This is a genomic window from Helicobacter mehlei (assembly GCF_007280785.1).
Lineage (GTDB): Bacteria > Campylobacterota > Campylobacteria > Campylobacterales > Helicobacteraceae > Helicobacter > Helicobacter mehlei.
Window position 1 is genome coordinate 66,662 of sequence record NZ_VKGC01000006.1, and the last position, 13,068, is coordinate 79,729.

Annotated in this window: 15 protein-coding genes and 1 pseudogene; 15 read left to right on the top strand and 1 reads right to left on the bottom strand. The window is 45.9% G+C overall.

Translation table 11 applies throughout. From position 1 onward, the window contains the following. Positions 1-189: 189 nt before the first annotated feature. The 11 genes and pseudogenes from FNE76_RS08520 (at position 190) to lpoB (ending at position 7,786) form a co-directional block, all read left to right on the top strand. A complete protein-coding gene (locus tag FNE76_RS08520) occupies positions 190-477 on the top strand; it encodes a transposase (protein WP_235852185.1) in 288 nt (95 codons plus the stop codon). Positions 478-771: 294 nt separating this feature from the next. Beyond that, positions 772-2,928 carry a flagellar hook protein FlgE gene (gene flgE, locus FNE76_RS03780; protein ID WP_120947648.1) on the top strand — a complete coding sequence of 719 codons (2,157 nt, stop codon included), beginning with the start codon at positions 772-774 and terminating at the stop codon, positions 2,926-2,928. 8 nt (positions 2,929-2,936) lie between these two features. After that, a complete protein-coding gene (gene hypA, locus FNE76_RS03785; RefSeq protein ID WP_120947650.1) occupies positions 2,937-3,284 on the top strand; it encodes a hydrogenase/urease nickel incorporation protein HypA in 348 nt (115 codons plus the stop codon). After that, the gene (gene mua / locus FNE76_RS03790; RefSeq protein ID WP_235852186.1) at positions 3,281-3,859 is read left to right on the top strand and encodes a nickel-binding protein Mua; all 579 of its coding nucleotides are present in this window, start codon (positions 3,281-3,283) and stop codon (positions 3,857-3,859) included. Before hypA ends, mua begins: the two co-directional genes overlap by 4 nt. 38 nt (positions 3,860-3,897) lie before the next feature. Then, a complete protein-coding gene (holA, locus tag FNE76_RS03795; protein ID WP_185962984.1) occupies positions 3,898-4,854 on the top strand; it encodes a DNA polymerase III subunit delta in 957 nt (318 codons plus the stop codon). 62 nt (positions 4,855-4,916) lie between these two features. Next, positions 4,917-5,259, top strand: a pseudogene (rpsF, locus tag FNE76_RS03800) (30S ribosomal protein S6); the annotation flags it as partial. Positions 5,260-5,322: 63 nt separating this feature from the next. Further along, positions 5,323-5,775, top strand: coding sequence for a single-stranded DNA-binding protein (gene ssb / locus FNE76_RS03805; protein ID WP_120947656.1), 453 nt, complete (start codon positions 5,323-5,325; stop codon positions 5,773-5,775). Positions 5,776-5,800: 25 nt separating this feature from the next. Then, positions 5,801-6,058, top strand: coding sequence for a 30S ribosomal protein S18 (gene rpsR / locus FNE76_RS03810; RefSeq protein ID WP_013889625.1), 258 nt, complete (start codon positions 5,801-5,803; stop codon positions 6,056-6,058). A 40-nt stretch (positions 6,059-6,098) separates the two neighbouring features. Then, positions 6,099-6,623 carry an LPP20 family lipoprotein gene (locus tag FNE76_RS03815; RefSeq protein WP_120947658.1) on the top strand — a complete coding sequence of 175 codons (525 nt, stop codon included), beginning with the start codon at positions 6,099-6,101 and terminating at the stop codon, positions 6,621-6,623. Positions 6,624-6,659: 36 nt separating this feature from the next. Continuing rightward, positions 6,660-7,139: a hypothetical protein gene (locus FNE76_RS03820; RefSeq protein WP_235895357.1), complete on the top strand. Its 480-nt coding sequence runs from the start codon at positions 6,660-6,662 to the stop codon at positions 7,137-7,139. Between the two features lie 2 nt (positions 7,140-7,141). Beyond that, positions 7,142-7,786 carry a penicillin-binding protein activator LpoB gene (lpoB, locus tag FNE76_RS03825; protein ID WP_120947660.1) on the top strand — a complete coding sequence of 215 codons (645 nt, stop codon included), beginning with the start codon at positions 7,142-7,144 and terminating at the stop codon, positions 7,784-7,786. On the opposite strand, the gene ung is transcribed toward lpoB, so the two are convergent. Next, positions 7,772-8,518, bottom strand: a complete 747-nt coding sequence (gene ung / locus FNE76_RS03830) for a uracil-DNA glycosylase (protein WP_120947661.1) — start codon at positions 8,516-8,518, stop codon at positions 7,772-7,774. The two genes, lpoB and ung, sit on opposite strands and share 15 nt — an antisense overlap. Positions 8,519-8,706: 188 nt before the next feature. Between ung and FNE76_RS03835 the strand changes: the two genes are divergently transcribed. Genes FNE76_RS03835 through FNE76_RS03850 form a run of 4 tightly spaced genes read left to right on the top strand, consistent with a single transcriptional unit; the run spans position 8,707 to position 12,816 of the window. Continuing rightward, the gene (locus FNE76_RS03835; protein ID WP_120947662.1) at positions 8,707-9,393 is read left to right on the top strand and encodes an LPP20 family lipoprotein; all 687 of its coding nucleotides are present in this window, start codon (positions 8,707-8,709) and stop codon (positions 9,391-9,393) included. A 16-nt stretch (positions 9,394-9,409) separates the two neighbouring features. After that, a complete protein-coding gene (locus FNE76_RS03840) occupies positions 9,410-10,027 on the top strand; it encodes an HP0838 family lipoprotein (protein WP_185962987.1) in 618 nt (205 codons plus the stop codon). Positions 10,028-10,033: 6 nt separating this feature from the next. Next, on the top strand, positions 10,034-11,761 hold the full coding sequence (locus FNE76_RS03845) for an OmpP1/FadL family transporter (RefSeq protein ID WP_407925312.1): 1,728 nt from the start codon (positions 10,034-10,036) through the stop codon (positions 11,759-11,761). 59 nt (positions 11,762-11,820) lie between these two features. Beyond that, entirely contained in the window at positions 11,821-12,816 is a 996-nt protein-coding gene (locus FNE76_RS03850) for an alginate lyase family protein (protein ID WP_120947664.1), read from the top strand. Positions 12,817-13,068 lie beyond the last annotated feature (252 nt).

Genomic DNA, 13,068 nt, shown 5'->3' on the forward strand with positions numbered 1-13,068 from the left:
TACTCTCGGGTCTTTCCTTGATAGTAACCGCCGTAGGCCTTTTATCTTGCTCTAGTTGCCTTAACCTAGAAGGATTATTAAACCAAGAAGCAATGTGTTAAAAGAATTGCAAAACCCTAACTAAAAAAGCGTGAAGGGTATGGTTAAACTTTGGGGGCGCAAGATTAACGATTTGGCTTTGGTGAGTTTGTGGCTATCTTGAGTGTTCTCATCAAAAACGATGCTTTTGTTCCCAGCTCTAAGATTTGCTCTAGCTGTGGGGCACTCAAAGAGGATTTAAGTCTAAAAGATAGGGTTTTTCATTACCCCTCTTGTGGTTTTTCTTTGGATAGAGATTTGAATGCAAGCATTAATATTCATAGAGGGCGGGCTCACTCTTGGAGTAGAGGTGCTTTAGACCCGCCAGTGGCCAAGCCTTGTTGGGACCTTCAATCCTCTAGCTTTGAGCGCGGAGAGTGTGTTAATTGCAAGATTTAGAGAAGTGGCAACAATGGCGGTGGGACGGGATACAAAATCAGAGAAAACCCACGCAAAGCGGACTCGAAGGCGCACCCAAGTGGAAGTTATTGCGATGCCTTGACCAAACACCAGATCAACACGTTTCTAGGGGCTAAAAAGCAGGAGATCAAGAAGACTATCAAGCAGAATTTGAAGCGTTTGGACATTGACCCAAATTGCGCTGGAGTGCTTAACGGAGACTAGCAGTGGATTAGTATAATTTAGGGAATAAAGTTTGCTTTAACTAAGCAATATTTGCATTAAAGGATCACCATGCTCCGCTCTTTATGGTCTGGCGTTAATGGCATGCAAGCCCACCAAATCGCCCTAGATATTGAAAGTAATAACATCGCCAATGTCAATACCACGGGTTTTAAGTATTCTCGGGCTTCCTTTGTGGATATGCTCTCTCAAGTTAAATTGATTGCCACCGCACCCTATAAAAATGGTCTAGCTGGGCAAAACGACTTTTCAGTAGGTTTGGGTGTTGGCGTGGATGCCACCACTAAGATTTTTTCGCAAGGCAACTTGCAAAATACCGATGTCAAAACCGATCTAGCCATCCAAGGCGATGGGTTTTTTGTGATCAGTCCCGATCGGGGGGTGAATCGCAACTACACCCGTAGCGGGGAATTCCTCTTTGATGCAGAGGGCAACTTAGTTACCACAGGGGGGTATGTGGTGCAGGGTTGGGTGCGCGATCCCAAAGACATGGGCACTAAGGGCAGTGAAACGGACATGCTCAAGATTGATAGCACCAAGCCCTTACAAAATATCCGCATCGATCCGGGCATGGTCATGCCTGCACGCGCCAGCACACGGGTGGCGATGCGCGCAAACTTGAATGCTGGGCGGCATGCCGAACAAGTGGCAAATGCCTTCATGCTTGATTCTTCTAGCAAAACCCCCTCAGATGGGGTCAAGCCACAATATGACTCTTCAACCAATCTTACACAAGTGGCTGAAGACATCGGTGCGCTTTATAATGAAGATGGAGATGCCTTCTTGCTCAATGAAGGGCAGGGTGTTTGGGTGAGCTATAAAAACGCCAGCATGAAAAAAGCCATCGTAGCCTCTAAAGGTAGCAACACTTTGGAGCTCAACGGGACTAAGATTTCTTTTACTAACGATTCGGCTGTTACACGTACCTCTTCTTTGAGTGCAGCTCAAAATGCGATCAATGCGGTTAAAGATAAAACCGGCGTTGAAGCTTATATTGATAATGGGCAATTGCGCTTAGAAAATAAAAACAACTTGGAGGGCGATGAGCACATCAAAAATATCGTGGTTACCGGCAAGGGTACGGGGGCTTTTGCTAATTTTGCCAAAGGGGATCAAGACATCACTGCCTTTAGATACCGCTACACTAAGGGCATTGAAGCCGATTCGAGTATCGGGCAATTTAAAACTACCGATCAACTACGCGCCTTAATGCAACATGACGCTAATATTGTCAAAGATCCCAACATGAAAAAGAATTACAAGGATTCAACTGCTTCTGTAGCCGTTACCCTCAACAAATATGGCATGTTTGAGATCACCAACAAGGACAATGGGAATGATAAAAAAGAAAACTTGAGCATTTTTGTTACCAACTACGCTTCAGATAAGGTAACCAAGAATGTCTTATTTGGCAAGACAATGGGTGCGCTTAACACTGCTTCTTTAATTGAGGGTGGGGTTTCAACCTCCACCTCTAAGCTCACCCACGCCATGCATGCTAGTAGCATTGATTTGGTAGATAGTTTGGGGACTAAGCACACTATGCGTTTAGAGTTTTATAAAAGCGGGGGGTCTGAATGGAAATTCCGCGTGATTGTGCCCGAACCGGCTGAGATTGTTGGCTCCTCGCCTGAGCGCCCCAATGTCTTTGAAGAGGGCGTGTTACACTTCAATAAAAACGGGAGCTTGGCGGGCATGAATCCGCCCGTGTTGCAATTTGATCCCAAAAATGGTTCGGATGCGCCCCAACGCATCACGCTCAGTCTTGGCACAGCCGGGGGCTTTGATGGAATCACCAGTGTGGATAAAATATCTGAAACCTATGCGATCGAACAGAATGGCTATCAAGCTGGGGATTTAATGGATGTGCGCTTTAATAATGAGGGGGCGTTGTTGGGGGCTTTTAGCAATGGCAAAACCCTAGCCTTAGCACAGGTGGCTTTGGCTAGCTTTGCTAACGATGCGGGCTTACAAGCTGTGGGGGGGAGTGTATTTTCACAAACGGGCAACTCGGGGCAAGCCTCGATAGGTGCGGCTGGCACGGGTAGACGCGGGAATGTCTCAGGCTCTAAGTTGGAATCGAGCAATGTGGATTTGAGTCGGAGCTTAACCAACTTAATTGTGGTGCAAAGAGGGTTTCAAGCCAACTCAAAGGCGGTTACCACCTCCGATCAAATTTTAAACACCTTGTTGAACCTCAAACAATAGAGGCGTGTATGCACGAATATTCGGTGGTCTCCTCTTTGATGGACTTGTGCGCCACGCATGCCCAAAGACACCATGCCACTAAGGTAGAAAAGGTGGTGGTGAGCATTGGGGAGAGATGCGCGATGGACAAGCAACTTTTTATGAGTGCCTTTGAAACCTTTAAAGAAGAGTTGCCCCTATGCCAAGAGGCGATTTTAGAGATTGTAGAGGAAAAGATCGAGCTTAGTTGCAAGGAATGTGGGGTTGTTTTTGTGCCCCAAGGTTTGGATTATGGGGTTTGTGTGCGTTGTGGGGGTCATAGCTTGGAGATCACCAAGGGGACAGAGATGAAACTCTTATCTTTGGAGATGGTGTGAGTGACTCTATCTTTCAAGAATTTATCAAAAAAGCACCCATGATGAAGGAAAAATGGGAGGTCGTGCAACTCTTTGAGGAGGAACGCCAAAAATTCCAAGAGGAGTTGCGCTCTTACGAGCAAGAGATCGAACAGGCACGGGCGGTCTTAAAAAAATTGCGCGCGGAGGTGATGGAAACTAAGGAGAGCTTAAAGGACTTGCAAAAACGCCAAAAGGACAAAGAACAAGAAATGCAACAACTCAAAGAGGAGCTATTATCCCATAGGGTCAAGCGCGATCTCTTGGTCTTAGAAAAAGACAAGGAATTTTTACAAGAGGATAGCCATGAACCCTTGCCCCAACCAGTGAGCTTGGTAGAGATTTATCTTAAGGATCGCTCCGTAGCTAAAGCCCGCCCAGCCAAACGATTCTTTGGCGAGCAACTTTACCGCAAGTACCGCGTCTTGTTGCGTGAAAATCACATGCTTAAAGACAAGCTTTTTAAGTTGGATTTAGAAAATAGCACCCTCAAGGTTGAACTCAGAGACATCAAAACCAAAGATTTTTTAAGTGAGAATGGATATGTCGAGGAATAAGGGGGATTGCCATTTACCAGAAAGATTTAGAAGCCTATTTGAAGCGTGCCACCCCTAGGGCGGCTCTGTTATATGGGGAGTGGGCGTTTTATATCGAATACTACGCCCGCAAAATTGCTAAGGCTTACAGCCAAGCCCAAAAAAGCCAGTTTGATTTTGGGGATTATCGTTTCCAAGAAGTCTTGGAGGTCTTAAGCCAAGACTCCTTGTTTGCAACCGGGAATCTGGTGTGCCTGAGATTGGATAAAAAATTAGGGGCTAAAGAAATTCGTGCCCTCCTAGATACCCTAGCCTTGCACCCTAGAAATGCTTTGATCATCGAGTTCTACCAAGCCAAGGACAAGAGCACCTATGCCCAAGATTTTAAGCAATTTGCTACACAATTCAAACACCCCAAGCTAGGCGATCACATCATCGATGTGCGTTTTTTTATGCCCAATTTAGACACCCTTTTAGAACTCTTGCAAGAAAAGGTGCATGCTTTGGGCTTGATTATTGACACGCAGGCTTTGCTCTTGCTCTTAGAGGTGCAAAATAACGATGTGCGGATCATCTACCAAGACTTAGAAAAATTAGCTTTGCTAGATAAGCCCATAGGGATCACAGAGGTGCAAGAACATGTCTATGGACTGATGGGAGCAGAAACCCAAGAACTCTTAGAAGCTTTGTTTGAAAAACCCAAAAAGGTCTTTGAAAGCTTTGCACGCTTGCAGGGGGTAGAGGAAATGGAACTCATTTGGGGATTGGAGCGTTATTTTTACCAACTCTTTTTGATCTTTGCCTATCTCAAGGGGCATAACAGCATGGACGCTAAGGAGATTTTAGGGTTCAACCCACCCCCAATGGTGCTCAAGCAACTTAGCCAGCGCGCCCAGCAGGTGCAGGATTATCAGGGAGTGTTTGGTGGCTTGCGCACATGGCATATTGCCAGCATGCAGGGGCAAAAAGATGCCGGGTGGCATTTTTTAATTAAAGTGCAAGATTATATCCGCTAGAATGGAGGATTAAGCCTTGCTCTTTTGTACCAACAAAAAGGGCATTATCCAAAAGGAGAACTATGAAACACTATGAGACAATGTTTATTCTCAAGCCCACCTTGGTAGAAGAAGAGATCAAAAACAAGCTTGTATTCTATCAAGATGTGATTAACAAACAGGGGGGCGTAATTGAGGCGACTCTAGATATGGGGCATCGGCATTTAGCCTATGAGATCAAAAAACAAAAACGGGGCTATTATTTTGTGATCTATTTTAAAGCCCAGCCCAAGGCGGTTTTAGAGCTTGAGAGACTGTATCGGATCAATGAGGATGTGTTACGCTTTATCATCTTGAAATATGAGAGCAAAAAAGAGCAGAAGGCATGGCAAACCTTGGTAGATCGCACGCATAAAAAGCCTACTTATCAAAACAACACCTCCCATGAACAACCCAGCCATGCTGAATCGTCCAAGAATCAATCTTTAGATGTTTAATAAGATCACGCTGGTGGGGCATTTGACGCGCGATGTAGAATTGCGTCATACTCCCGGGGGCATGAGCGTGGGCAAAATAGGGATTGCCACAAACCATGTCTATAAACGCCAAGATGGGAGTAAAGCAGAGGAGACTTGTTTTATCGATGTGGATTTATTTGGGCGCACGGCGGAAGTGGCTGGCCAGTATCTTAACAAGGGCTCGAAGGTCTTGATTGAGGGGCGTTTGCGTTTGGATAGCTGGAACGATCAACAGGGCAATAAGCGTAGCAAGCATGTTGTGGTGGCTGAAAATTTGGTCATGCTAGATAGCAAAAAAGAGAGTGGGGGGCAAATGGGAGCCCACAATCAGAGTTACCCAAGCACGTCCCAAAAGACTTATTCCAAAGGGAGCGTGCCTGAAAAAGTGCCCGAAATTGATGTCAATGATGATTTACCTTTTTAGGTCATAATAACAACGAGGAGAAGACATGGAGAGAAAAAAGTATGCGAAGCGTTATTGCAAATACACAGAGGCCAAGATCGAGTTTATCGACTACAAAGACTTGGATCTGCTTAAGCATTCGCTATCAGAACGCTATAAAATCATGCCCCGCCGTTTGACGGGCAATAGCAAGAAGTGGCAGGAGAGGGTAGAGGTAGCTATTAAGCGCGCCCGACACATGGCGTTGATTCCCTATGTGGTGGATCGCAAGAAAGTTGTGGATAATCCCTTTAGGCTCGCCTAAAATTATCCTAGAAAAAATCTATCGTAACAAGGAGTGAGCGATGCGTATTAGTAAGTGGGTTTTGTTGGGTAGCCTCGCTGGGGCTTTGGTGGTTATTGGGTGTGGTGGTGAGCCTAAGTCTGGTGTGAGCAAGGAGAATAAGGCGTATAGTGCCGAAACGAAGGGCGCACCTAAATGGACATTCGGAGATTTGAATGATGTTTCTAAGCACTACCCTAATTACTCGGGAGTGTTTTTAGGGCGTGGTGAGGAGGATATTGTAGGGGGTGTTAGTGGTGTGGATTATGCTACAGAACAGGCTACCATGAAAGCCCGTGCCAATTTAGCCAGTAATCTAAAATCACAGCTCCACAAAGAAGTGCAATCTCATGAAGCGCGGGAGGGGCAGTCTTTGAACAAAACAAGTAGCATTGACATCTCTCAGATGGTCGATAAAGAGCTTGTGGCGACCAAACAACTTGCGCGGTGGGTTGGCAAAGACCATGTGTGGGTGTTGGTAGGGCTAGATAATGGCATCGTGGATAAAATCCGCTCAGAAATGGGGATGGAACCGGGTAAAAAGTAGGCTGTGTTGAAGCCTTTGAGGCTGTTGGGGGGTTTTTTGTGCAGTGTTTTCTGCGCCTGTTTGGTAGATGCGCGCACTCCTAAGTGGGTTAGGCATTGCGATGAGGGTGCTCAAGTCCATCAAGGTCGGGTGGTGGCATGCGGTGTTGGAGACATCTTAGATGGGGATGTGGCTTATGCCGTTAGCATTGCTAGCGCGAGGGCTAAAGATAAATTGGCAGACTTTTCGCTTAAGAGCCAACAGCCCGCTTTGAGCGGGAAGTTCCATGTGGAGATTCGCAACACCAAGCTAGATGCTAGGTGGGTGGGTCAAGGACAAACTTATGTCTTGCTCAGCATGGATTTAGAGGAGAACAAACAGGCTAAGATCACGCAAGAGCCAGAGCCGGTGGACGATCTTGATAAACAAAGGGATCTTGCTCCCAAGGGTGTAGGGGTTTCTGAGACTCCTAAGAATACCGAAAAGATCGAACAAAAAGAGCAACCAAAACAGCAAAAACATGAGGGAGAAGAGTGAAGATGACGCAGGATTTAAAAAAGGGTTTGAATAAAAAAGTATGGGCTTCTTGTATAGTGGGTGCGCTCATCTTGGCTGGTTGTGGGCAAGAGGTGAGCTATGTCTCCCAAAAGGATCAAGATTCTAAAAAGTATGCCACTGCTGGGCTGGATTACCAAGATATTGAATACGCCGCCAAGACAGCCGTTCAGTCCATGTTAGCTAGTGGGGAAATGCAAGAGCTTAAAGGTAAGCAGGTTATTGCCGTGTCTGATGTCTTGAATGACACCATGCAACACTTTGATACCGAGCAACTCACCCAAATGGTGATCCAAACTTTAACCGATCAAGTTAAAGGCAAGTTTTATGTAACCAAAGCCATTGCTGGTAGTGGAGGTAGTGCCGATCACATGATTGGCAAGGTTAGACAACTCCGCGACGATGAGGAATTTAACCAAGAGACCACCCAAGAAAAGGGCACACTCAGAGCTCCCGATCTCTCTTTGTCTGGCAAGGTGAGCCAAAGAAACGCCCGCGTGAGTTCTAGCAAACAACGCATTGACTATATCTTTATCTTGACCATCACGAGCATTAAGAGCGGTTTGGTGGTGTGGAGTAGAGAATTCCCCATTGTCAAGCTAGGGAGCAATAAATCAGTCTCGTGGTAGGGGGTCTGGTGCCCACTCCATCGGGATATTTTGGGCTTGCAAAAACTCTTGAGCCTTGTTAAAAACCCCACTACCTAAAAACAGGGGGGGGCGTGTTTGAGCGAGCGGGCTTGGGTGGGGAGCTGATAAAACCAAGTGCTGGGGATTAGGGCTTAAAAGCTTGATTTTTTCTTGTGCTACTTTACCCAAGAACATGAAAACTAGAGGGCGTTGCAAGGTGGAAAGTTGCCTTAAAACTTGGTCGGTAAAGGTCTCCCAACCTAAAGATTCATGAGACTTGGGTTTGTTTTTCTCCACGCTTAAAATCGCATTGAGCAGTAAGACACCCTGCCTAGCCCAACCTTGCAAGTTGCCATGGAGGCTGGGTGTAATATTTAAACTTGAGAATAATTCCTTATAAATATTTTGCAAACTCTTAGGGATGGGGGCAACTCTTGGCACGCTGAAGCTCAAACCCATAGCCAAAGGATATTCTTGGTCTTGGTGCATAAAAGTTCCCGGGTAAGGGTCTTGACCTAATAAAATGGTGTGTAAACACTCTAGGGGAGTGCATTCAAATGCCTTAAAAAGCTCGGTTGGCAAGGGAAAAACCCGCGTGTGTTTCATTTGAGCGATTTTAAGACTTTGCATGTAGTTTTGATTGAGCGTTTTAAACTCTGGAGTACTCACAATGGGCATGAGCAAATCGCACCATGCACTCTTTTTAAGACGCTCCAAGATGTGGAAGAGCATGCCAGCAACCTTATACGAACTGAGTCTTTATACCGATTATAGCGTAGTTTAGTTAGATTGGCGGGGGACACACCATTTTGAAGCACTACATAAGGATTTTTGTTTAAATATCAGATCGTCTTTATCATCATTTTTAGGGTTTTTGTGTTAAAATGAAATGCTAGATTTATGAATAGAAGGGTTATAAGATGAAAAAAGCTGGCTTGGAGTTGGATCGGAGCGTAAGAACTAAAGGGCTCACACCTCTCTCTTTGTCCTTGTTGTCCTTGGGTTTGGTTGTGGGGATTGCCGGGTGTGGTTGGTTTAAAAGACCGGCCACCCAGTTGATTCCCCCCTCAGCCACCGGGTTGCAAGCCCCCATTTACCCGCCCACGACTTTTAACAACCGCCCTATGGCTACAAGACCCCCAGTAACGCTTCCACAGCCCCAAGTTGCCCAACCGACGACGCGCTTTGAAAATCCCGCCCAAAATGTTACACCCAATGTCGCCTCTAATAACGGTGCGGTAGGAGCAATTCCCAACACACCCATTCTCACGCCTACCAATGTAATTGAGATTAGCGCGGTGGGCATGGGTGTGGCCCCTGAATCCACGGTTTCGCCCTCCCAAGCCCTAGCCCTAGCCAAGAGAGCGGCCATTGTCGATGGTTACCGCCAATTGGGCGAAAAGATGTATGGGATTCGCGTCAATGCTACCGACACGGTGAAAGATATGATCTTGCAGAACTCTGTCATCAAAACCCGCGTGAATGCCTTGATCCGTAATGCCGAGATCACAGAGACCATTTATAAAGATGGGTTGTGTCAAGTGAGCATGGAGCTTAGATTAGATGGGCGCATTTGGTATAATGTCTTCAATAGTGCTAGAGGATAATGGAATCGCGTAGTTTCTGATGTCTTGGCGTGGGTTGTGGGCTCTTGTGCTCTTGGGTTTGTTTTTGAGTGCTTGCCACAAGCAACCGCACGCCAAGCAACCGCACGCCAAGTCCAAATCCCATAAGTCCCACAAGTCCAAGAAGCACAAAAGCCTCTTTATTAAGAAGAGTGCCACCCAGCGTGCTCAAGAGGAACAAGCCAAACTCAATCAAGAGATTGACAAATTCCGCCTGATTTATATTTATACGCCCATGTTACGCTACTATGACTATGGTTCCATCGAAAAGACAAAAGAGGGTGAGATTGAGATGGTGCTTTACAAACTAGGCCAACGCTTTGGCGATATTTTAATCAAAAAAAACTATGTTTGTTTTTCGGGCACTTGTTCGGCTAAATGGAGTGTAGCGCGGGATATGTTTGGGAAAGTCAGTTATGGCGATCTCTTTGATGATATTGTGCTGGGGCGTGATATTTTCATGGGGATGGGTAAGCGTTTGGAACCCAATGGGGATTTGATTCAGCGCTTTGTGGAAAATGGGGAGTTGATTTATTATGAGCGCAATGCGGATAGAACCTTGTTCCAAAACATGACAACCGGCATTGCCATCTCGATCCAGCGTTACCACCCCTAGGGACATATTTTGAGAGTCTATCTTATTTTACTAGCTTTGGTGTCGGGTTGTCTTAGGGGCAATGGGTTTAAAATCTCTGAGCAAAGCTTGAATGGCACAGCTCTAGGTTCAGCCTACATTGCCGGGGCGCGTGGGGCAGATTCTAGCTATTATAACCCGGCTAACATGGGCTTTAATAATGATTGGGGAGAGAATCAAAGTGAATTTGAAGTTACCAGCACGGTGATCAATATCCCCGCCTTTAAGTTCATGGTTCCTAGCACCAATCAGGGACTTTATTCGGTTACAAGTCTTAAAATTGACAAATCTAAAGAAAATATGCTTGCCATTGTCAATGCTCTAGGTTTAGGGAGTTTGGCTTCAGACATAGGTAAAACTCTAATCACTGGTGGATTGAAGACGGTGATGAATTTGGTTCAAAGTCTGCAAAATCTCACCAATCAAAAAGTTACCACCGTGGCTTCTGTACCCGATGCGCAAGTGGTGAGTGGTTGGACGGGCACGACTAATTTTATTTTGCCCAAATTCTTTTATAAAACCCGCACACATAATGGCTTTACCTTTGGAGGGAGTTTTACCGCCCCCTCAGGACTGGGCATGAAATGGCATGGCTTGGGCGGGGAGTTCTTGCAAAATGTCTTCATTATGATGGTGGAATTAGCCCCTAGTGTGAGTTATACGCTGGGTAATCGCTTTTCAATTGGGGTTTCAGGGCGGGGACTCTATGCAACCGGGAGTTTTGATAACACCGTTTATGTGCCCTTGCACGGGGCTTCTGTGCTCACTGGAGATCAGATCTTAGGTCTACCCAATAATGTCTTTAGCCAACAGGTGCCCTCAAGCATGCGCGCACAACTCGCTGGCATTGGTGATAAAGCTGCGGCTAACTGCAAAGCCAACATGGACCAGAACTCGCCACAATGTCAGGTTTTCTATAATCAACTTAAAAATGTGATGAAAAATAGTGGCTTGCAGGAGGCGATATCTGATCTCTACGGGACTTCTAAGGTCGTGCAACAAAGTAATGGGAGCTCTTGGGGTGGGGGGTATAAATTGGCTGCGAGCATGCGTGTGTTTAATAATGGCATGTTCTCTATGGTCTATACCAGCAGTGTTACTTTCAATATGCGGGGCAATCTGACGGCCCTAACCCAGCTAGGACCTAGTTTGGGGAATGTGCTCACTAAGGGGCATTTGAATATCAATGTGTCTTTACCCGAGGTCCTCAACATCGCCTATGCACACGAGTTTTTTAAAAACCGCTTGCGTGTGGAGGGTGTGTATGAGCGCACTTTTTGGTCTCAGGGTAATAAATTCTTGGTTACCCCAGACTTTGCTAATGCGAGTTATCAAGGCATTGGGGGCACGGTGCAGTTTTTGAGTGCAGCGACTTTAAAAAAGATGGTGGGATTGGCTGATTTTAGCGGGGTGATGAATATGGGGGCGGGCTGGCGAGACACCAACACCTTTCGAATCGGGACGACTTATATGGGTCGGAGTCTGCGCCTAATGGGTGCTCTAGCCTACGATCAAGCCCCTAGCCCCCAAGATGCGGTTGGTATCCCTGATTCTGATGGCTACACCATCGCTTTTGGAGCTAAATACAACTTTAGAGGCTTTGATATTGGCTGGGGGGGGACCTTCACTTTTAAGAGCAACCGCAATAGTTATTACCAATCAAATGATATAGGCCAATTACGGATTTTCTCAGCTTCTTTGGGTTATCGGTGGTAGTATTATTATCTCATTGCGCGCAACCCCCAATCGCGATTTAGGTGTTTAAAAGGAGCGCGGTGAAAAAAATAATCCTCTTGGGGCTGTATTTTTTAAGCACTTTGCAAGCCACGCCATATTTTTTTAGAGATTTCCACTCTAGCAATTTGGAACACGCAATCCATTTGCACCGCAAGCTTAAGAAAGAAATCCAAGTCTGTGCGCAACTCAATACGCTACCACACTACACCCCCACAGGTGAGAGAAAAGCCGATCCGTGCAGTGCTGCATTTAAAAGATCCGCCACTTTGTCCTACGATTTGGCTTTAGGTTTTTTGGTGAGTGGGAAACAGGAATACGCCAAGAGGGCTCAAGAGATTTTAGAAAAGTGGGCACGGGGTCTTGAAGTGGTGGGCTCAAAGGAGGCTGAAAATCTGATTAATTTTTACATGCCCTATATGAACATGGCTTATCTCTTTATCCGCTCAAAGTTTCCCAGCCGCGCATTTGAACGCTTTTCTAGCGGCATGTTAGCGTATGCGCGCTATGGCAAGACGAATAATATCGGGGCTTGGGCTATCCTTTTGGGTGTGAGTAGCGCGCTTGTTACCCACGATGACAATCTGCTTTCAAAAATGGCGCATAAATGGCAAGAGTGGATTTTAAACGCCATTGATGAAAATGGTGTGATGGCAAAAGAGATTGTGCGTTCCAACACTGCTGACTACAATGGCGGACCCACTAAGGGCATTAAAGGCATTGCTTACACACATTTTGCCCTCACGCCCATTAGCGTGGCTGGACAACTGCTTGCAGAAAATGGCTTTGATCTTTGGCACAGCCAAGCAGCCCAAAAACTTTTTAAGGCCTACGAAAAAAGCGCAGAATGGGTGCTCAATCCTACAAGTTTTCCTTACTACCAACCAAATTTAATTGGTGTCCATCATGACGCTTATTTTTTGCTCTTAAACCAATATTTTAAGAGTATAGCCGGACAACAAGCCATCCAACAAGACGGCTTTAAAGGGGATCGTTTTAGGTTGCAGTTTAACGATGTTTTAAAAACTATCCAATAGGCATCTAAGTCTTGATTGGGGGGCACCCCCCCTACATTGTTTAATTAAATTAATAATTTTATACTAGAATCCTCGCATTTGCGATTTTATTGTAGGAAACTCAAGAATGGAGGTCAAAATGTCAAGGACGCAGCTTAACCACCTAAATAGGGGGGGGGGGGGGGGGGTATGAGTTTTTGATTTTTCCCATGCACCCAAGGGCCCCCAAAGGTGTGGGGCTATTTTTTGGGGTTTTGTGGGATTTTTTAATGG